General features: G+C 72.8%; 16 protein-coding genes. 9 read left to right on the forward strand and 7 right to left on the reverse strand.

What is annotated here, in order from left to right; genetic code table 11:
• Positions 1-46: 46 nt before the first annotated feature.
• Together SJ20_RS08470 and rsmI are read right to left on the reverse strand one after the other, a co-directional pair.
• Positions 47-1,534 (reverse strand): NAD-dependent succinate-semialdehyde dehydrogenase, encoded by a 1,488-nt coding sequence (locus SJ20_RS08470; protein ID WP_036316357.1) that lies wholly within the window; start codon positions 1,532-1,534, stop codon positions 47-49.
• Between the two features lie 183 nt (positions 1,535-1,717).
• A complete protein-coding gene (gene rsmI / locus SJ20_RS08475) occupies positions 1,718-2,602 on the reverse strand; it encodes a 16S rRNA (cytidine(1402)-2'-O)-methyltransferase (protein ID WP_044659600.1) in 885 nt (294 codons plus the stop codon).
• Positions 2,603-2,669: 67 nt separating this feature from the next.
• Between rsmI and SJ20_RS08480 the strand changes: the two genes are divergently transcribed.
• The 3 genes from SJ20_RS08480 (at position 2,670) to SJ20_RS08490 (ending at position 7,118) form a co-directional block, all read left to right on the forward strand.
• Positions 2,670-3,542: a hypothetical protein gene (locus SJ20_RS08480; protein WP_044659601.1), complete on the forward strand. Its 873-nt coding sequence runs from the start codon at positions 2,670-2,672 to the stop codon at positions 3,540-3,542.
• 55 nt (positions 3,543-3,597) lie between these two features.
• Positions 3,598-5,211: a dolichyl-phosphate-mannose--protein mannosyltransferase gene (locus SJ20_RS08485; protein ID WP_044659611.1), complete on the forward strand. Its 1,614-nt coding sequence runs from the start codon at positions 3,598-3,600 to the stop codon at positions 5,209-5,211.
• A gap of 68 nt (positions 5,212-5,279) precedes the next feature.
• The gene (locus SJ20_RS08490; RefSeq protein WP_044659602.1) at positions 5,280-7,118 is read left to right on the forward strand and encodes a long-chain fatty acid--CoA ligase; all 1,839 of its coding nucleotides are present in this window, start codon (positions 5,280-5,282) and stop codon (positions 7,116-7,118) included.
• Positions 7,119-7,187: 69 nt separating this feature from the next.
• Here the strand turns inward: SJ20_RS08490 and SJ20_RS08495 are convergent, their stop codons facing one another.
• Complete coding sequence (locus SJ20_RS08495; RefSeq protein ID WP_044659603.1) at positions 7,188-8,408, reverse strand: TIGR01906 family membrane protein; 1,221 nt, start codon at positions 8,406-8,408, stop codon at positions 7,188-7,190.
• 47 nt (positions 8,409-8,455) lie between these two features.
• The gene (gene ahcY / locus SJ20_RS08500) at positions 8,456-10,015 is read right to left on the reverse strand and encodes an adenosylhomocysteinase (RefSeq protein ID WP_235281285.1); all 1,560 of its coding nucleotides are present in this window, start codon (positions 10,013-10,015) and stop codon (positions 8,456-8,458) included.
• Between the two features lie 201 nt (positions 10,016-10,216).
• Here ahcY and SJ20_RS08505 point away from each other — a divergent pair, with 201 nt between their 5' ends.
• Genes SJ20_RS08505 through SJ20_RS08515 form a run of 3 tightly spaced genes read left to right on the forward strand, consistent with a single transcriptional unit; the run spans position 10,217 to position 13,037 of the window.
• Complete coding sequence (locus tag SJ20_RS08505; RefSeq protein ID WP_044659604.1) at positions 10,217-11,458, forward strand: ammonium transporter; 1,242 nt, start codon at positions 10,217-10,219, stop codon at positions 11,456-11,458.
• A gap of 38 nt (positions 11,459-11,496) precedes the next feature.
• Complete coding sequence (locus SJ20_RS08510) at positions 11,497-11,844, forward strand: P-II family nitrogen regulator (protein ID WP_044659605.1); 348 nt, start codon at positions 11,497-11,499, stop codon at positions 11,842-11,844.
• Positions 11,845-11,900: 56 nt separating this feature from the next.
• Positions 11,901-13,037: a tyramine oxidase subunit B gene (locus SJ20_RS08515; RefSeq protein WP_044659606.1), complete on the forward strand. Its 1,137-nt coding sequence runs from the start codon at positions 11,901-11,903 to the stop codon at positions 13,035-13,037.
• 59 nt (positions 13,038-13,096) lie between these two features.
• On the opposite strand, the gene SJ20_RS11610 is transcribed toward SJ20_RS08515, so the two are convergent.
• Both SJ20_RS11610 and SJ20_RS08525 read right to left on the reverse strand, forming a co-directional pair.
• Positions 13,097-13,642: a HutD family protein gene (locus SJ20_RS11610; RefSeq protein ID WP_052833452.1), complete on the reverse strand. Its 546-nt coding sequence runs from the start codon at positions 13,640-13,642 to the stop codon at positions 13,097-13,099.
• A 37-nt stretch (positions 13,643-13,679) separates the two neighbouring features.
• Complete coding sequence (locus SJ20_RS08525) at positions 13,680-14,579, reverse strand: LysR substrate-binding domain-containing protein (RefSeq protein WP_044659607.1); 900 nt, start codon at positions 14,577-14,579, stop codon at positions 13,680-13,682.
• 106 nt (positions 14,580-14,685) lie between these two features.
• Here SJ20_RS08525 and SJ20_RS08530 point away from each other — a divergent pair, with 106 nt between their 5' ends.
• The 3 genes from SJ20_RS08530 to SJ20_RS08540 all read left to right on the forward strand — a co-directional run bounded on the left by SJ20_RS08530 (position 14,686) and on the right by SJ20_RS08540 (position 18,001).
• On the forward strand, positions 14,686-15,846 hold the full coding sequence (locus SJ20_RS08530; RefSeq protein WP_044659608.1) for an FAD-dependent oxidoreductase: 1,161 nt from the start codon (positions 14,686-14,688) through the stop codon (positions 15,844-15,846).
• Positions 15,843-17,075, forward strand: a complete 1,233-nt coding sequence (locus SJ20_RS08535; protein WP_044659609.1) for an allantoate amidohydrolase — start codon at positions 15,843-15,845, stop codon at positions 17,073-17,075. The genes SJ20_RS08530 and SJ20_RS08535 overlap by 4 nt, the downstream gene beginning before the upstream one ends.
• Before the next feature lie 107 nt (positions 17,076-17,182).
• Positions 17,183-18,001, forward strand: coding sequence for a FadR/GntR family transcriptional regulator (locus SJ20_RS08540; RefSeq protein WP_049147839.1), 819 nt, complete (start codon positions 17,183-17,185; stop codon positions 17,999-18,001).
• A gap of 24 nt (positions 18,002-18,025) precedes the next feature.
• Here SJ20_RS08540 and SJ20_RS08545 read toward each other — a convergent pair whose 3' ends face one another.
• A complete protein-coding gene (locus SJ20_RS08545) occupies positions 18,026-18,433 on the reverse strand; it encodes a DUF3499 family protein (protein ID WP_044659610.1) in 408 nt (135 codons plus the stop codon).
• Between the last annotated feature and the right edge of the window lie 214 nt (positions 18,434-18,647).

Here is an 18,647-nt window from a genome sequence, read left to right on the forward strand (position 1 = left end):
GATACCACCCGATACCGCCCCCGGAGGACACGGCGCGGCGAAGAGGTCAGGCCTTCGTGGCCGCCCACGGGTCGGCGATGCCGATGTACTGCACCGAGGTGTACTCCTCGATGCCCTCGGCGCCGCCCTCGCGGCCCAGGCCCGACTGCTTCACGCCGCCGAACGGCGCGGCCGGGTTGGAGATGACGCCCACGTTGTAGCCCATGAGGCCGAACTCGATGCTCTCGGCCACGCGGTACATCCGGGCCTGATCCTTCGTGAACACGTAGGAGGCGAGGCCGTACTCGGTGTCGTTGGCCATCTCGATGGCCTCCTCCTCGGAGGAGAAGGTCACGATCGGGGCCACCGGGCCGAAGATCTCCTGCTGGAGGATCGGGTTGCCCTTCTCCACCTTGATCGCGGTCGGCGCGTAGAAGTAGCCGTCGCCCTCGATCTTGTGGCCGCCGGTGAGCACCTCGCCGCCGGCCGCCACGGCGTCCTGGACGAGCTGGTCGATGTCGTCGCGCGCGCCTTCGTCCACGATCGGGCCGAGGGTGGACTCCGGGTCGGTGCCGCGCAGGGGCTTGAGCGCCTCGAGCTTGGCCACGAACTTCTGCGTGAACTCCTCGGCCACGTCCTCGTGCACGAGGAAGCGGTTGGCGGCGGTGCAGGCCTCGCCCATGTTGCGCATCTTCGCGGCGAAAGCGCCCTCGACGGCGGCGTCCAGGTCCGCATCCTCGAAGACGATGAGCGGGGCGTTGCCGCCGAGCTCCATGGAGGTGCGCAGCACGTTGTCCGCCGCGTCCTTCATGAGGCGCACACCGACCGGGGTGGAACCGGTGAAGGACACCTTGCGCAGGCGCCGGTCCTGCAGGATCGGGCTGGAGATCGACGAGGCGGAGGAGCCCGCCACGACGTTGAGCACGCCCTTGGGCAGGCCGGCCTCCTGCATCACCTGCGCGAACAGCTGGGTGGTCAGCGGGGTCAGCTTGGCGGCCTTGAGGACCATGGTGCAGCCAGCGGCGACGGCGGGGCCCACCTTGCGGGTGGCCATGGCCAGCGGGAAGTTCCACGGGGTGATCAGCAGGCACGGGCCCACCGGGCGGTGGTGCACCTGCATGCGCAGCGTGCCCTCGGGCACGGTCAGGGTGCGGCCGTAGTGGCGGCCGGCCTCCTCCGAGAACCAGCGCAGGAAGCCGTTGCCGTACGTGACCTCGCCGCGGGCCTCGGCGAGCGGCTTGCCCATCTCGAGGGTCATCAGCAGCGCGAAGTCCTCGGCGCGCTCGTTGATCAGATCGTAGGCGCGGCGCAGGATGTCGGCGCGCTCCTTGGCCGGGGTGCGGGCCCAGTCGGCCTGCGCGGCGCAGGCGGCGTCGAAGGCGGCCATGGCGTCGTCGGAGTTCGCGTCCTGCAGGCTCGCGATGACCTTGCCGGTGGCCGGGTCCTTCACGTCGAAGGTCTTGCCGGAGGAGGCATCGCGCCACTCGCCGTCGATCAGCAGGCCGGTGGGGACGGACTCCAGCAGCGCCTTCTCGCGCTCAGCGGTCACGGTCATGATGCACCTCTTTCGGGGTCGGTGGTCGGAGGCGGCACGCCCCGCGTCCCTCAGGGGAACGGGTGGACGGCCACGGGTATTCCGACGCCGTCCGGCGGCGGTCGGCAGCGGCTCCACGGCTGATCCTAGCCAGGCCCCGGGGCCGCGCCATCGCGCATGAGCATCTGTGTAGCCGGGGACGTGTCAGCCCCGGGCCGCGAGCACCGCCTGATAGAGCTCCCGGCTCCGCATCCCGTGGGCTCCGGCCACCGCGGCCACGGCCTCCTTGAGCCGGGTGCCGGACTCCACCAGCACCGCCACCTCGGCGACGGCGTCCGCCTCGGACGCCTCGCCCCCGGCGCCGGGCGCGGGCGGCCCGATCACCAGCACGATCTCCCCGCGGATCCCCTCCCCTGCGTGCCGCTCCGCAGCCCAGGCGTGCACCTCGGCCGCGGTGCCGCGCACCACCTCCTCGTGCAGCTTGGTGAGCTCGCGGGCCACGCACACCGGCCGCTCCGCACCGAGGACCTCCACGACGACGGCCAGCGCGTCCGCCAGACGCTGCGGCGACTCGAAGGCGACCACGGTGCGCGTCTCGGTGAGCAGGGAGGTGAGCCATCGCCGTCGTTCCCCGTCCTTGCGGGGGACGAAGCCGTCGAAGGCGAACCGGTCCGTCGGCAGGCCGGACAGGGCGAGCGCGGTGGTCACGGCGGAGGGGCCGGGCGCGCAGGTCACGGGCAGCCCTGCGGACACCGCGGCCGCCACGAGCCGGTACCCCGGGTCCGAGACCGTGGGCATGCCCGCGTCCGAGACCACCGCCACCGTGGCACCGCCCCGCACCTGGTCCAGCAGCCCCTGGGCGGAGGCCGCCTCGTTGTGCTCGTGATGGGCCACCACCCTGCCCGTCGGGGTGACGCCCAGTCCGGCGCACAGGCGCCGCGCGGTCCGGGTGTCCTCGGCGGCGATCACGTCCGCCTCCGCCAGCAGCTCACGCAGGCGCGCGGACGCGTCCCCGAGGTTGCCGATGGGGGTGGCGGCCAGGACGATGCGGCCGGACGGGGACGGCAGATCAGTCGGTCTCGGGGTCATATGTCAAGATCGTAGAGGCACCGCCCCGAGCCCGCCCGGGCCCACGCCTCTCCGAAAGGTCAGGACCATGCCCGTCGAGCCCCGCATCTGCATCACGTCCGGTGGCGACGAGATCCGCCTGCGCTCCTACGTCAACCACGCGATCTACGCTCGAGAGCACGGGCTGGACTACCGGCTCGAGACGGGCATCGACCCGCATATCGTCACCAAGTTCGACTACAAGGTCGCCATCCTCCGCCGGCTGCTCCCACGTTATGACTGGCTCGTGTGGATGGACGACGATGCCTTCTTCACCGACTTCGAGGCGGACAACCTCCGACGCCTGATCTCCGAGGCCGAGCGTGACGACATCAGCCTGGTCATCGCCGAAGGGCCCACAGAGCCGAACGGGTTCTGGTCACGCATCAACACCGGGGTCATGCTGCTCCGGAACGACGAGACGGCGCGCACGATCGTGGAGTCGACCTCGACAGCGGACCTGGCCACGGTCCGGGCCTGGTGGGACAACGATCGCGACGGTCTGTTCACCCACGGCGACCAGGACCAGATGTGGTGGGCCATCCAGACGGGCGGGCACGCCGAGCGCGTCCGGATCGTCGGCCACCGAGAGCTGAACTCGCGCGGGCACTACTACGAGGACTCCCTGACGGACGCGTTCGTCATGCACTTCACGGGTTATCCGGACAAGGAACTCGGCATCGCCCGCTTCGCCGACCGCTTCGACATCGGACAGGAGATCGTCCCTGAGCCGCTCCTGGACAAGTATCACGTCAGAGTGCGCAGCCCCCTGAGGGGCGCCCGCCGTGTCTGGCGGGAACGCTCGGTGGACACGCTGGCAGCGGTCAAGTACCGGCTCCGCCCCCACAAGGACCGGATCCAGCGCGTCGCAGGGTTCCTCCCGCCCGCCGTGCGCCGCCGGTGGCCGCTCGGCCACGTCTGAGAGCAGGCCGCACGTCGAGGAGGCCTGCTCCACCCCGCCGCCTAGCATGGAGCCCGTGCCCGCCACCGCCCTCGCCTCCCGCCCCGCCGCCGTCGCGGCCGACGACGGCCCCTTCGGCGTCGCCGCCCTGCGCGCCCGCCTCGGGGTGAGGGCGGCACCCCTGACGCGGTGGCACTGGATCCTGCCGCTGCTGGTCACGGTGATCGCCGGCGTCCTGCGGTTCACGAACCTGGCCCACCCGGACCAGCTGATCTTCGACGAGACCTACTACCCCAAGGACGCCTACTCCCTCCTGGAGTCCGGCTACGAGCGGCGGTGGGACGAGGACGTCAACGACGCGTTCGCGCGCGGCGAGGCGGAGCCGCTCGAGGGGGCCGCCTACGTGGTGCACCCGCCGCTGGGCAAGTGGCTGATCGGCCTGGGCATGCTCGCGTTCGGCCCGGACAACGGGGTGGGCTGGCGGTTCAGCGCCGCGGTGGCCGGCACGCTGTCCGTCCTGCTGGTCGCCCTCGCCACGCAGCACCTGCTGCGCTCGGTGTCCCTGGGCGCGGTCGCCGGGCTGCTGCTGGCCGTGGAGGGCCACCACCTGGTGTTGTCCCGCATCGGGCTGCTGGACATCTTCCTCTCGTTCTTCGTGCTCGCGGCCTTCGCCGCGCTCCTGGCGGACCGCGTCCACGGGCGGCGGCTGCTCGCGGAGCGGCTGGCCCTCGACGTCGCCCGGCGGGGACGCGACGCCCTGGCCAGCGGGCCGTGGCTCGGCTGGCGCCCGTGGCGACTGCTGGCGGGCGTGCTGCTGGGCGCCGGCTGCGCCGTGAAGCTCTCCGGGCTGGCGTTCATGGCGGCCTTCGGCCTGCTCACGGTCCTGTGGGACATGTCCGCGCGCCGGACCGCCGGGGTGCGGCACTGGGCGTGGGCCGGCGTCGAGAAGGACGGCCTGTACGCGTTCGTGGCCGTGGTGGGCGGCGGCCTGGTCGCCTACCTGGCCTCGTGGACCGGCTGGTTCGTCACGGAGGGCGGCTACTACCGGGACTGGCACCGGGACAACCCGCCGGAGGGCCTGCTCGCCGGGCTGGTCCCCGGTCCGCTGCGCTCCCTGTGGCACTACCACGTGGAGTCCACGACCTTCCACCAGGGCCTCACCAGCCCCCACGACTACGCCGCCAACCCGTGGACCTGGCCGTTCATGGGCCGGCCCGTGAGCTACTACTACGAGGGTGCAGAGCCCGGCGAGGGGATCTGCCCGGCGGACGCCGCGGGCGCGTGCTCGGCGGCCATCACGGACATCGCCAACCCGTTCGTGTGGTGGACGGGCCTGGCCGCCGTCCTCGTGTGCGTGTGGCTGCTGGTGCGCCACCGGGACTGGCGGGCCGGCGCCCTGCTCGGCGCCTACGCGGCCGGGCAGCTGGTGTGGTTCCTGTGGCCCGAGCGGACCATGTTCTTCTTCTACACGATCGCCTATGAGCCCTTCCTCGTGATGATGATCGCCCTGACGCTCTCGCTGCTGCTGCGGCCAGGCCGCCGGCCCGGGCCCCGCTGGGGCTCAGCCCTGGTGCTGGCGTACGTGACGATCGCCGTCGCCGTGTCCCTGTTCTTCCTGCCCGTCTGGATCGGCGACGTCATCTCGTACGACCAGTGGCGCTGGCGGATGTGGTTCAGCAGCTGGATCTGACGGCCGCGTCCCGGGCGCGGGCGTGCCCGACCGCGCGCCGCACGCCCGGAAATGGATACTCTCGGACCGTGCAGAACCAGAACCCCGTCCATGAGTCCGCCACCGAGCTCGTCGGCATGCCTCCGGCGGACTCCAACATCACGGACCTGATCGTCGCCTCCTGTGCCGACCGGCCGGACGCCCCCGTGTACGCCGTGCGCAACGGCGCGGGCGGCTGGGTGGACGTCCACTTCACCGCGTTCCTGACGCAGGTGCGCGCCGTGGCGGCCGGCCTCATCGCCCGCGGCGTCCAGCCCGGGGACCGGGTGGGCCTGTTCTCCCCCACCTCCTACGCGTGGGCCGTCCTCGACCAGGCCGTGTGGTTCGCCGGCGCCGTCTCCGTGCCGATCTACGAGACCTCCTCGGCCCACCAGGTGGAGCACATCGTCACGGACTCGGGCCTGCGGGTGGTCGCCGTCGGCAGCGAGGAGCTCGGCGAGCGTGTCGCCGAGGCCGCCGGGCACGCGGGCGTGGACGTGGCGACGTTCCCGCTGACGGACGCGGGGCTGGCGGAGCTGGCCGAGGCCGGCGCGTTCGTGTCGGACGACGCCGTCGAGCACGCCCGCTCCCTGGCGACCCTCGCCAGCCCCGCCTCGATCGTCTACACCTCCGGCACCACCGGCCGCCCGAAGGGCGCCGTGATCACGCACGGCAACTTCGTGGGCGCGGCCATCAACGTGCTGCACTTCGCGCGCGAGGTGGTCCAGTGGTCCCCGGAGACGACGACGTCGCGCACCCTGCTCTTCCTCCCGCTGGCCCACGTGCTCGCCCACGCCGTCCAGGTCATCTGCCTGTACGCCCGCATCCAGGTGGCCCACTCCGGTTCCCCGGCCACGCTGCTCGGCGACCTCGCCTCCTTCCACCCCACGTGGCTGCTGGCCGTGCCGCGCGTGTTCGAGAAGGTCGAGGCCGGCATCGAGGCCAAGGCCCAGAAGGGCGGCACCGGGCCGATCTACGCGGCCGCCAAGCGCACCGCCATCGAGTGGTCCACGGCCGTGGACGAGGCCGAGTTCGGGGACGGTCCCGGGCCTTCGGCCCTGCTGCGCGCCCGGCGCGCGCTGTTCGACCGGCTGGTCTACCGCAAGATCCGGGAGGCCCTCGGCGGCGAGGTGATCTCGTGCGTGTCCGGCGCGTCCGCCCTCTCCCCGGAGCTGGTGCACTTCTTCCGCGGCGCCGGCATCCCGATCGTGGAGGGCTACGGCCTCACGGAGACCACCGCGCCGGCCACCGTGAACATCCCCGGCGCGCACCGGGTGGGCACCGTGGGCCTGCCCGTGGCCGGGGTGACGGTGAAGATCGCCGAGGACGGCGAGATCCTCATCCGCGGCCCCGTGGTGTTCGACGGCTACCACGGCATGCCGAAGGCGTCGGCGGAGGCGATGGAGGACGACTTCTTCCGCACCGGGGACATCGGCGCGCTGGACGAGCACGGCTTCCTGCGGATCACCGGCCGCAAGAAGGACGTGATCATCACCGCCGGCGGCAAGAACGTGTACCCCACGCCCATGGAGGAGGCGCTGCGCCAGCACCGGCTCATCGAGCACGTCGTGGTGGTCGGCGAGAACCGCCCGTTCGTGGGCGCCCTCATCACCCTGGACACCGAGGCCTTCACCCAGTGGGCCCTGGACCGCGAGCTCAGCCTCACTCCGGCCGAGGCCGCGACGGACCCCACCGTGCTGGCCTCGATCCAGGAGGCGGTGGACCAGGTCAACGCGGGCGTCTCCCGTGCCGAGTCCATCCGCCGCTTCCGCATCCTGGACCACCCGTTCACCGAGGACTCCGGGCACGTCACCCAGTCCCAGAAGCTCAAGCGGGCCCAGGTGATCGAGGACCACGCCGAGGACGTCGAGGCCCTCTACCGTCGCTGACCCCGCCCCCGGACGACGACGGGCCGGGAGGACGTCTCGTCCTCCCGGCCCGTTCCCGTCCGGCGGCGGTCAGCGCACCACGGCGTCGTCCTCCCGGGCCCACCGCAGGCGGGTGCGCAGCAGCTGCTCGCGGCGGTCCGCGCTGAGCTCACGACGGCGGCGCGTGGGCCACGTGACCACGAGCGTCACGAGGGACGCCAGCAGGGTCACCAGCCCGACCACCACGGCCGCGTCCACCCAGAACTGCTGGGGGTAGAGGCGGATGAGGGCGTCCCGCACGGAGAACGTCCACGTGCCGTCCGCGAAGAACAGCGAGTGGAACCCGGCGAAGAACGTCTCCCAGCCCAGCACCGCCAGGACCGCGAGCGCGATCACCGCGAGCGGCAGCCACACGGCGCCGGCGAACAGGGCGCGGCGCACCCCGCCGGGGCTGGTGCGCAGCAGGGACGCGATGAGCAGGGCGCACACCACCACGAGCACCACGAGCGCCGCGGCGGCGATCCACAGCACGGTCTTCACGTCCGTCATGTGGTCGACCTCGACCTCGGTGAACAGCGGCGCGCCCTGGTGCGTGAGGCTGCTGAGGTACCGCGGGCCGGCCAGGTTGGTCACGTAGTCCAGCCCGGCGGAGCCGTAGTGCATGCGGTCGGCGAGGGTGAAGCCGAACCGGTCCGCGGGGAACCCGGGCCGGTGGTACTCCAGCCACAGGAACACCGGGCTCGCCACGAGGCGGACGGCGGCCAGCAGCAGGGCGAGCGGGGCGAGGATCGCCAGCAGCACCTGCGCCAGGCGCGGGCCCGCCTTGGGCAGGCGCGCGCGCTCCTCCGGCGTGGGGCCCTGCAGGGCCGCCGCCTGCGCCACGGGGGCGGCGGTGCCGTCCTCGGGGTAGCGGTCGACCGGGGCGGCTGTGCTCGACCCCGCCGGGCGGGCCCCGACGGCGGCGCTCAGCGGGCCGAGCTCGTCGGCGCCGGGCAACGGCCGCCGGTCGCCCTCGGGCACGGCCCGGGAGGCGACGATGTCGCGGTCGGCGTCCGCGACCGGGCGGCCGGCGTCGCGTCGGTCCGCGGCCGCCGCGTCCCCGCCGCGCAGCGCGGCGAGGTCCTCGGGGCTGAGCGCCGAGGTGTGCTGGGCGCCGCCGTCGTCGTCCCGGCCCATGGCGGGCAGCGCCTGGGTGCGGTTCGGATCGTCGGCGGCGTCGTCCTCGACGAACGCGCCGTAGTCCAGCCCGGATTCGAAGTCCTCCGCCCCGGCGCGCTCGTCGCGCCCGCGGCCGGCCTGATGGGAAGCCATGCTCGTGCCTCTCTCGAGTGGGTCCGTCCGCCCGCGGGCGCCGGGGATCAGTAGCGGTAGTGGTCGGCCTTGTAGGGGCCGGCCACGTCCACGCCGAGGTACTCGGCCTGGGCCTTGGTCAGCTCGGTCAGCCCGACGCCGAGGGCGTCCAGGTGCAGGCGGGCGACCTTCTCGTCCAGCACCTTGGGCAGCGTGTAGACGCGCTTCTCGTAGTGGTCGCCGGTCAGGGCGCCGGTGCCCGTGGAGCCGCCGAAGAGCTCGATCTGCGCCATCACCTGGTTGGTGAAGGACGCGCTCATCACGAACGAGGGGTGGCCGGTGGCGTTGCCGAGGTTCAGCAGGCGACCCTCGGAGAGCACGATGATGCTGCGCTCGGCCTCCGTGCCGCCGTCCAGGGTCCACTCGTGGACCTGCGGCTTGATCTCCGTCTTCACGACGCCGGGGATGCGGGCCAGGCCGGCCATGTCGATCTCGTTGTCGAAGTGGCCGACGTTGCCCACGATGGCCTTGTCCTTCATGGCGGCCATGTGCTCGGCCATGATGATGTCCTTGCCGCCGGTGGTGGTGACGAAGATGTCGCCCTCGCCCACCACGTCCTCGAGGCGGGCCACCTGGTAGCCGTCCATCGCGGCCTGCAGCGCGCAGATCGGGTCGATCTCCGTGACGATCACGCGGGCACCCTGGCCGCGCAGGGCCTCGGCGGCGCCCTTGCCGACGTCGCCGTAGCCGCAGACCACGGCCACCTTGCCGCCGATCAGCACGTCCGTGGCGCGCATGATGCCGTCCGGCAGGGAGTGGCGGATGCCGTACTTGTTGTCGAACTTGGACTTCGTCACGGCGTCGTTCACGTTGATCGCCGGGAAGAGCAGGCGGCCCTCCTGCGCCAGCTGGTAGAGGCGCAGCACGCCCGTGGTGGTCTCCTCGGAGACGCCGCGCAGGGTGCCGGCGGTCCGGGTCCAGTGCTGCGGGTCGCGGGCCAGCGAGCGGCGCAGGGTCTCGAGGATGATCCGGTACTCCTCGGGGTCGTCCTCGGTGGCGCTGGGCACGGCGCCCGCGGCCTCGAACTCGACGCCCTTGTGCACCAGCAGGGTGGCGTCGCCGCCGTCGTCCAGGATCATGTTGGGGCCGAGCTCCGGATCCTCGTCCGCGCCCGGCCAGGTGAGGATCTGCGAGGCGGTCCACCAGTAGTCCTCGAGGGACTCGTTCTTCCAGGCGAACACCGGCACGCCCTGCGGGTCCTCGGGGGTGCCCGAGCCCACGACGACGGCGGCGGCGGCCTCGTCCTGCGTGGAGAAGATGTTGCAGGAGGCCCACCGGACCTCGGCGCCGAGGGCGATGAGGGTCTCGATGAGCACGGCGGTCTGCACGGTCATGTGCAGGGAGCCGGCGATGCGGGCGCCCTTCAGCGGCTGGGTCTGCCCGTACTCCTCGCGCAGGGACATCAGGCCCGGCATCTCGTGCTCGGCCAGGCGGATCTGGTGGCGGCCCGCCTCGGCCAGGGACAGGTCCCGGACCGTGAAGTCGAACGAGGCACCGGGCACGGTGGTGCGGTTGGCGAAGGCCGGGTCGACGTCGGGGGTGCGGAACTCTCCGGAGGTCTCAGTCATGCACCCCAGCCTACCGATGCCGCCCCCGGTGCTCGCGGTGCCGCCCCACGGACCTTCACACCCCGATCCGGGGCGGGATCGGCAGCGGTCCCGTAACGCGGACGACACACAGTCGGAGATCCTGCGATCGTCCCTCATTCTATCTTCTAGAGGTTAGTAGTTAACGAACCTCCTCCCACCCCCCACACAGAGGAGACGCGCATGCAACCGGCAGACATCGCCTGGATACTCGCGGCGGCGGCCATGGTGCTGCTCATGTTCCCCGGACTGGCATTCCTGTACGGCGGAATGCTCGACGACCGCAACGTCCTCAACATGCTCATGATGGTGATGAGCGGCCTCGCGGTCGGCGGCGTGGCCTACGTCGTCCTGGGCCACGGCCTGGTGTTCGGCGACTCGGTGGGCGGGCTCCGCCTGATCGGCAACCCCGCGGAGTTCGCCTTCTTCGACGCCTTCGTCGCCGACGACGGGGCCGGCGGGACGCTCTCCGCCGCCTTCTTCATCCTCTTCGCCGCCATCAGCGTCTCGCTCGTCGCCTCCGGCGCGGCCGGGCGCATGAAGTTCGGCGCCTGGCTCGTGTTCGCCGCCCTCTGGGTGCTCCTGGTCTACAGCCCGCTGGCCCACTGGGTGTTCGCGTTCGACGACGAGGAGACCGGCGTCATCGGCGGCTGGATGGCCAACGTCCTCGGCCTGCACGACTACGCCGGCGGCACCGCCATCCACATGAACGCCGGCGCCGCGGGCCTCGCCCTGGCGATGGTGCTGGGCCGGCGGCACACGGGCACCGCGATGCGCCCGCACAACCTGCCGCTGATGCTCATCGGCGTCGGCATGCTCATGATGGGCTGGATCGGCTTCAACGGCGGCACCGCCGCCGGGGCGAACCACGTCGCGGAGTACGCCGTGATGACCACCATCCTCGCCACGTGCGGAGGCATGCTCGGCTTCATCGCCGTCGAACGGGTCCGTGACGGCCACGCCACCCTCCTGGGCATGGGCACCGGCATCATCGCCAGCCTCGTGGCCATCACCCCGGTGGCCGACGCCGTGCACCCCATCGGCGCGATCCTCGTCGGCTTCCTCGGCGCCGCGGCCGCCGCGTGGGCCATCACCTGGAAGCGCCGGCACCGGATCGACGACTCCATGGACGTGTTCGCCGTGCACGGGATCGCCGGCATCGCCGGGGCCATGTTCGCCGTCTTCTTCGCCACCGCGGCGGCCCCGGCCGGGATGGCGGGCGTCGTGTTCGGCGGCGATCCGAGCATGATCTGGCGCGAAGCGCTCGCGATCGTCGTGACGCTCGTCTACTCGTTCGGCATGACCTACGCCATCGCCTGGGTCATGGACCGGATCCACCCCATCCGCGTCCCCGAGGAGGGCGAGGAGCTCGGGCTCGACCGGGCCCTGCACGCCGAGTCCGCGTACGACGGCGGCATCATCTGACCACCCCGCACATCCGCGGCAGCAGCAGGAGGAACACCATGAAGCTCATCACCGCCGTCATCCGACCGAGCCGTCTCAAGAAGGTCAGCAACGCCCTCGAGGCCGCCGGCCTCACCGGCCTCACGGCCACCGAGGTCCAGGGACGGGGCGCCCAGGGCGGCCGCACCGAGTACTACCGCGGAGAGGCCCACGACGTCGTCTTCCGTACCAAGGTCCGCCTCGAGATGGTCGTCGCCGACGAACAGCTGGAGGACGCCATCGACGTGCTGGTCGCCGCGGCACGCTCCGACGACGAGGGAACGATCGGCGACGGCAAGGTCTGGGTGACCGACGTCGTCCGCGTCGTCCGCGTCCGCACCGGCGAGACCGGCCCCGAGGCCGTCTGACCCCGCCCCGCCCCCGTCCACCCCCGAGAACGCCGCCCCCAGGAAAGAGGAGCCCCATGTCCACCGAGATCAACTTCCGCTACCTCAGCGAGCCCGACATGATCGAGGCCGGCGTCGGCGACCTCGTGCGCTGCACCGACGTCATGGAGGAGGCCCTCGTGCTGATGCGCAAGGGCGACTACATGATGGCCGGCGAGAACGGCAACTCGCACGGCGCCATGATCACCTTCCCCGGCGATCCCCAGCACGAGGGCATGCCCAAGGACGGTCCGGACCGCCGCTTCATGGCCATGCCCGCCTACCTCGGCGGGCGCTTCGGCACCACCGGCGTGAAGTGGTACGGCTCAAACGCGGAGAACCGCACCAAGGGCCTGCCCCGCTCCATCCACGTGTTCGTCCTCAACGACCGTGACACGGGCGCCCCGCTGGCGATCATGAGCGCGAACCTGCTCAGCGCGTACCGCACCGGCTCCGTGCCCGGCGTGGGGGTCAAGCACCTCGCCAAGGAGGACGCGAAGACCGTGGCGGTGGTTGGCCCCGGCGTCATCGCCCGCTCCACGCTGGAGACCACGCTCGCCCTGCGCCCGTCCATCGACACCCTCACCGTGAAGGGCCGGGGCGCGGCCAGCACCCAGGCGTTCGTCGACTGGGCCACCGAGACGTTCCCGCAGCTCACGAGCGCCACGGTCTGCGAGAGCATCGAGGAGGCCATCGCGGACGCCGACATCGTCATGGCGACCACCACCACCGACGCCGCCGGCAGCTCCGCCTTCCCCTACTTCCCGAAGTCGGCGATCAAGCCCGGCGCGCTGCTGCTGCTGCCCGCCGCGGCCCGCTTCGACGACGACTTCCTCGCCGGCGACGACGCCCGCCTCGTGATCGACGCCCAGGGCCTCTACGACGCGTGGCTCGAGGAGTACGGTCCGCAGGCCTACCAGATCCTGGGCATCCCGGGCTCGCACTGGTTCGGCCTGGTCGAGCAGGGCACGCTGCCCGCGGAGAAGATCGAGGAGATCGCGGACATCGCCACCGGCGCGCTGCCCGCGCGGCGCGACGACGAGGAGATCATCCTCTACTCCGTGGGCGGCATGCCGATCGAGGATGTCGCCTGGGCCACGGACCTCTACCGCACGGCCGAGGAGAAGGGCATCGGCACCGTGCTCAACCTCTGGGAGACCCCGGCCCTGGCCTGAGCCCTCCCGGGACGGGTCCCGCGCCCCAGAACGGCGCGGGGCCCGTCCGCGCGCCGGCGTCAGGACAGCACGAGCAGCGCCCACGTCCCCGCCCGCGCGGCCGTCCACGCGTCGGCCTCGGAGCACCTGAGCAGGTCGAAGGGCCCGACGTCGCCCGCCGGCTCGAGCGCCACCGCGAGCGTCTCGCCCGCGGGGGCGGGCGACCCGGACGTCGGCGACCACAGCCGAGGGAGCGGCGGGGCAGGCTCCCCGGCCCGCTCCACCATGAGGTTCACCGCGTGGCAGGGCGTCGGCAGGTCCACCAGGTCGACGGTCGCGCCGCCGTCGAACTCGCACACGGTCCCGGCCTGCACCGGGGTGCGCACCCCGTCCACGGTCAGGACCACGTCCCCGCCGACGGGCAGGAACCGGCGGTGCCGGCCGGGCAGTGGCGAGAACGGCGCCGCCCGCTCGAGCGAGGCCACGCTGAGGCGCCAGCGGGGCAGGCCCGGCGTGAGGATCGCGGACTCCTGAGGGGAGACCAGCTCCACCGTGGTGCCGGCTCCGTTCGCCCACCGCACCGGCGGCCGGTCCCGGTGTCGCGCGATCAGCGTTCCGATGCCCATCGGCCCAGCGTAGCCAGGCCGCGCCGGCGGATCGGCATCACGTCGCCTCGCTCGGCAGGGGCTCCGCGCCGGCTTCGAGGACGTGGTCGGCGAAGGCGCGGGCCGCGGCGCCCATCGCCCCGTGCCAGACCACGGAGAGCTCCGTGGTCGGTCGGGCGTCCAGCGGCCGCGCGACCACGCCAGGCATGCGCAGGCGGGCGACGGACTCGGGCAGGATCGACAGCCCCACGCCCGCCGCGACGAGGCCCAGCACGGTCTCCTGGTGCACGGTGCGCTGCACCACGTCCATCGTCGCGCCGCCGGACTCGAGGGCCTCGGTGATCCGTGCGAGGTAGCCGGGCATGAGCTCGGCGGGGAAGAGGACGAGGGGCTCCCCCACGAGCTCGGCGATCGGCACCTCCGCGTGGGAGGCCAGCCGGTGCCGCTCCGGCAGCACCGCGACCAGCCCCTCGCTGAGGACGTGCTCGCGACGCACGCCGGGCGTGGGGACGAGGTCCCTGACGATCCCGACGTCGAGCCTCCCCTCCGCCAGCCCGGCCAGCTGCTCGGCGCTCGTGAGAGGGCTCAGCGTCAGCTCCACCTGCGGGAAGCGGCCCTGGAAGGCGTGGACGGCCCGCGGGAGTATCGAGTAGCTCGCGGAGCTGACGTAGCCGATCCGCAGCCGCCCCCGGATCCCCCGGTGCACCTCGGAGAGCTCGGCGACGGCCGCGTCGAGCCCCTCGAGCAGCTCCTGCACCCGGGCGCGGAACGCCTCGCCCTCCGGGGTGAGGGCGACCCGGCGCGAGGTGCGCTCGAACAGGGTGGCGCCCAGCTCCTTCTCGAGGGACTTGACCGCCACGGACAGCGGCGGCTGGGACACGTGCAGCCGGGCGGCGGCCCGGCCGAAGTGCAGTTCCTCGGCCACGGCGAGGAAGTAGCGCAGCTGACGCAGTTCCATAGGGGAACCCTATCGCTTGGTCCGGAGCAGGTATTGGACCTCGCTATCAGTCGCGTGTGGACTGGATGGGCACCGACCACCGGACACCGCGAACCCAGGAGCTCACATGCACTCGTCAGACTTCATCGTCATCGGCGCCGGACTCGCCGGGGCGGCCACCGCCTGGCACCTCGCCGAAGCCGGCCACCACGTGACCGTCCTGGAGCGCACGACCCCGGGCAACCACGAGGGCAGCTCCCATGGATCGGCCCGGATCTTCCGCTACGCCTACCCCGAGAAGTCGTATGCCGACCTCGTGGTGCGTGCCAGGAAGGGGTGGGACGACCTGGAGACGGCGAGCGGCCGGCAGCTCATCACCCCCACCGGCTCCGTCGACTTCGGGGACCTGCGCGATCCCCACGGCCTCGCCCGGGTGCTCGAGGCCTCCGGCGTGGAGCACGAGCTGCTCTCCGCCGACCAGGCCCGGGAGCGCTTCCCGCAGATCGCGTTCGACACGGACGTCCTCTACCACCCCGGTGCGGGTGTGCTCGACGCCATGTCCACGATCGAGACGATGCTCGAGCTCGCCGTGGCCACCGGCCGCGCCGAGGTGCACACGGACTGGGAGGTCGCTGGCATCGGCCGCCGTTCCGGCGGCTTCGAGGTCCGCTCGATCGGTGGGCGGCGCGTGACGGGCACGAAAGTGATCGTCGCGGCGGGCGGGTGGCTCCCCGTCCTGCTCCGCGACCTGGCGCTGCCCTCGGCGTTCCTCGCCTCCGTCCCCGCGTTCGAGGTGCGCGAGGAGCAGGCGTTCCACCTGCCCTGGCGTGAGACCGACGACGCGGGCGCCGCCTACCCGGCCTGGCCCACCTTCATCCACAAGAGCTCGGAGATGCAGACCTACGGCCTGCCCGGCGGGCGCGATGCCGACTTCCGCGGCCAGAAGATGGCGCAGTACAAGGGCGGACCGGTCCTCTCCTCCGCCCGGGACCAGTCGGGGCAAATCACGGAGGAGATGCGCCGGACGGTGCAGGACTACGCCAGGCGGTACCTGCCCGGCGTCGTCCCCGAGCCCTATGCCGAGGCCACCTGCCTGTTCACCAGCACCGCGAACGAGGACTTCGTGATCGACGAGGCCGAGGGTGTCGTGCTCCTGTCCGCCTGCTCCGGCCACGGCGGCAAGTTCGCACCGCTGCTGGGCGAGCTCGCGGCCGGCCTGGCCACCGGCACGGGCACCGTCCCCGAGGAGTTCCGCGTCGCCCACCACCGGGCGGAGGCCGCCCGATGACGGCGACCTCGCCCCGCAGGGTCGCCTCGCTGATGGCCGCCATCGCCGACACGGGCCGCGACGCGTCGCGTGGCGGCTACACCCGGCCGGTCTACTCGACCGCCGAGCTCGACCTGCGCAGCTGGTTCGTCGCCGAGGCCGAGACCCGGGGCCTGGACGTGGAGACCGATCGCAACGGCGTGATCTGGGCCTGGTGGGACGCCCCCTCCGGGGACCGCTCCCGGGCGATCGTCACCGGCAGCCATCTCGACTCGGTGCCCGGCGGCGGCGCGTTCGACGGCCCGCTCGGCGTGGCCTCGGCCCTAGCCGCCGTGGACGTGCTGCGTGCACAGGGGCGCCGGCCGGACCGGGCCGTGGCGATCGCGGTCTTCCCCGAGGAGGAGGGCTCCCGCTACGGCATCGCCTGCCTCGGCTCCCGGATCCTCACGGGCGCCATCCCCGTCGAGAAGGCGCTCGCCCTCACGGACGAGGACGGCGGCACCTTCGCCGAGCACTCCCGGGCGGCGGGCCTGGACCCGGAGCGGATGGGGCGCGACGACGAGCGCCTGGCCCAAATCGGCGCGTTCATCGAGCTCCACGTCGAGCAGGGGCGGGGCCTCATCGACCTCGGGCAGCCGGTCGCCATCGGGTCATCGATCCTGGGCCACGGCCGGTGGCGCCTCGTCTTCACCGGTCAGGGCAACCACGCCGGCACCACGCTCATGAGCGATCGGCACGATCCCCTCGTCGCCGCGGCGGGGGTCATCGCACAGATCCCCGGGATCGCGTCCCGGCACGACGGCGCTCGGGCCACGGTGGGCCGCCTGCAGCCGATCCCCGGCGGCACGAACGTGATCGCCTCGCGCGTGGACGTGTGGCTGGACGTGCGCCACCCCGAGGACGCCGTCACGGCCCTCGTGGTGGAGCAGATCGCCGGGCTCGCCGCGGAACTCGCCGCCGGCCAGGGCTGCGGGTTCGACCTGCGCGAGGAGTCGCTCTCCCCGACCACGCGCTTCGACCCGGGGCTGCGCCGTCGTCTGGAGACCGCCCTGCCGGAGGCGCCCGTGCTCGACACGGGCGCGGGCCACGACGCCGGCATCCTCGCGGCCCACGTCCCGACGGCGATGCTGTTCGTGCGCAATCCCACCGGGGTCTCCCACGCGCACGAGGAGCACGTCGAGGACGCCGACGCGGAGATCGGCGCCGAGGTGCTGGCGGACGCCCTGATGAGCGACCTGGGCATCGACTGACGAGGGGGCCGCCGACGCCGGGAGGGACGGTCCCTCCCGGCGTCGTGGCGGCCGGACCGTCCGGGTCCGAGCAGGATCCCAAAAATACCTATAGGGTCTGCATGTATATGGACGCCATCGATCTCCCCCTCCCCCCTGCAGGCACGCGCATCGGCGCGGACGAGGTGTACTCGACCCTGATCGAGGCCATCTCCATCGGACGGCTCCGCGCCGGCGAACGCCTCCCGTCCGAGGAGGCGCTGGCGGCGCACTTCAACATCGCAGCCATGACCCTGCGTCAGGCTCTGGCCAGGCTCCGGACCGCCGGCTACGTCGTGACCAGTCGTGGACGCCACGGCGGAACCCGCGTGGTGCCGGACATCGCCGAGAGGCTCGAGGCCGACGCCCTGCGTCAGCGCGTCACCCTCGGCGAGCTTCGCATCCTCACGGACTGGCGGCGCGCCGTCTCCGGTGAGGCGTCCTCCCTCGCGGCACTGCGCGGCACCGAGGCCGAGCGCGTCGACCTGCGTCGCCTCGAGCAGGAGTATCTGACGGTCATCGAGAGCACCACCGACCGGCGATTCGCCGACGCCCGCCTGCACATCCACATCGCCCAGATGTCCGGCAATCCACGGCTGGTCCAGGCGGAGCAGGAGATCCAGGAGCAGCTCACCCGGTTCATCCGCGTCACGTCGCTGCCGGAGGTCAAGGCGGCGCATGAGGACATGGACCACAGCCGGCTTCTGGAGGCCATCCTCTCGGCAGACCCGGAGTCGGCCAGAGCCGCCCTCCAGCACCATGTGGAGGTCACCTACTTCTGGGGCACGATGCAGCCGCACATCGTGGGCGGGACCCACGGCGCCGCCGTGCTGCGGATCGAGCCGGGGGCGCTGGAGGCCGGCGTCGCCCGACGTCCGGACCCCGACGCCGCGGCCTCCGGGAGCTGACGGCCGCGCAGGACCGGCGGCCCCTCAGTCGTCGTCGCGCACCAGGCGCAGGCCGGGGCGGGCCGGCGGGGCGGGCGTCTCGGGCTCGTCGGCGTCCACCGGCGGCGCGGCCGGGGCGAGGCGCGGCGCGGCGAGGGAGGGCCGGGAGGCGACGTCGGCGGGCGGCGCCGCGGGGACCGCGCGCGGCGCGGTGGGGACGGTGTGCACGGTGCCGTCCGGGGCGACGGCCTCGTAGTGCTCGGGCAGCTCCAGGCGCAGCACCTCCCAGCCACGGGGGGCCGTGGTGCGGCGCGCGTGCTCGGCGCAGAGGTCGTAGGTGTGCGGCTCGGCGCGCTGCGCCAGGGGGCCGATCACCACCTGGGAGTCGGCGTAGTTGTACGTCAGCGTGGCCAGGGCCGGGCTCTGGCATCCGGTTTTGCTGCAGCGTCGCATGGGTCCCACGGCAGACCACCCTACTCGGCCCTCCCGCCCGCGCGGTGGCCTACCATGGCGCGCATGACCGCGCCCGCCGCCCCCGATCCCCTCGCCCCGCTGCCCGCCGGGGAGGACAACGCCGCGGGCCCGGAGCGGGGCACGTCCGGCGGCCCGGTCGAGACGGGAGCCCCTCAGCCGGGCGCCGCCGCGTCCGGCGCGGGCGGCCACGGCG

The sequence above is a fragment of the Micrococcus sp. MS-ASIII-49 genome (assembly GCF_000946635.1).
GTDB classification, from domain to species: domain Bacteria; phylum Actinomycetota; class Actinomycetes; order Actinomycetales; family Micrococcaceae; genus Micrococcus; species Micrococcus luteus.